This window comes from Endozoicomonas sp. SESOKO3, from assembly GCF_024606255.1.
The window spans coordinates 1-1,553 of the sequence record NZ_JAHHPR010000476.1 but is presented as its reverse complement, the minus strand read 5'-3'; the positions used below and the strand labels follow the sequence as shown (position 1 = coordinate 1,553).

Here is a 1,553-nt window from a genome sequence, read left to right as displayed (position 1 = left end):
GATAATGGGAGATAGTGCCTTTTGCTTGCCATGTTCCATCGCTCTCCTGACCATACGGTAGTTCTGAAAGCAAAATCAGGGAAACGCTGGCCATCATTGAAGCTGGCGCACAGGAAGTGGCCCGGGAAAATGGCGGCGATAAACTGGTAAGCGGCCTTTCAACCATCATTGAGAACGACGTAATCAGAGTTTCTCTGAACCTGACTACTCCTGATGTACGCCCGATCAGTACTGCTCAAGTCGCTAACCTGTGGCGGAAAGCGAATGGCGAACTGACGGGGCTCCTGAGCATCACGTATAGTACGACAGGTCATGGTCCGGGAGGTGATCCTGCCCTGACCGTTGAACTCAGCCACACAGACACTGAGGTTCTTCGCCAGTCCAGTGAATTTCTCGTAGGGAAACTCGAACAATTTAGCGGAGTCACGGATATTTCCAGCAGTTTCGCCAGTGGTAATCCTCAGCTGGATATCCGCATCAGTGATGAAGGCATGGCTCTGGGGCTCACCGCTAACGATATTTCACGACAGTTGCGCAATGCTCTCTTTGGCATAACAGCCATAAAGCAGCAGGAAGGAAGAAACGAAGTCTCGGTGAAAGTCATGTTAAATGAAGCATTGAGGCAGAGTGAAGCCGATCTTCTCAATATGATGATCCGTACTGACGACGGCAGCTATATTCCTCTGACCCGTGTCGCAGCCATTGGCAAGAGTACTGCCCCATCAAGCGTAACCCGCAGAGATGGCAGCAGAACCGTTGATATTACCGCAGAAGTGAACCCGAGGGGTTCTACACCGCAGATCATCAGCTCTCTTCAAAACAATGTATTTGAGGAGCTTCAGGCTAAGTATCCGGGACTACAAATCGATCTGGGAGGAGACCAGAAACGTGCAGCAAAAAGCATGAGTGCGCTCTTGAAGTCGAGCCTGCTGGCCATGCTTTTGATCTACGCTCTGCTGGCTATACCTTTTCAGAGCTTTACCCAGCCACTACTGGTCATGGCAGCCATTCCTTTTGGGGTAGCAGGCGCTTTTTTGGGTCATATAATACTGGGCTACACCCTGAGCATGATCAGTTTTATGGGTATCATAGCGCTTTGTGGCGTTGTGGTGAACGACAGTCTCATTCTACTGACCACCTACAACGGACACAGAAAAGATGGAAAGGACTGGAGAGAAGCCATTAATCAGGCCGCAACCCGACGTTTCCGTCCTATTATTCTGACGACACTGACCACCTTTGGTGGATTGGCTCCAATGATTTTCGAGACTTCCCGTCAAGCACAGATGGTCATCCCCATGGCGATCTCTCTGGGCTTTGGCATTCTCTTTGCCACCTTTATCACTCTGGCGATCATTCCCTGTCTGATCGGTGCAGGGCATGACCTCAAGAGCTGGTTTCAGGAAAGTCGAGGGAAAGAACCCGCTTTGAGCTCAACTCCCTGATACAAAAAGGCCGCTGAAAAAAGCGGCCTTTCTGGTAGGTGTTAGTTTCACTAACATCAATGTCATGAACTTTCATGCTAAAACCGACTCTAAGCCGCAGAACCAATT

The 1,553-nt window shown here is 50.0% G+C and carries 1 protein-coding gene; it reads left to right on the top strand.

The features are described from left to right. The first annotated feature begins 116 nt into the window (after positions 1-116). Complete coding sequence (locus KDK18_RS08165; RefSeq protein WP_257254411.1) at positions 117-1,445, top strand: efflux RND transporter permease subunit; 1,329 nt, start codon at positions 117-119, stop codon at positions 1,443-1,445. Positions 1,446-1,553: the final 108 nt, after the last annotated feature.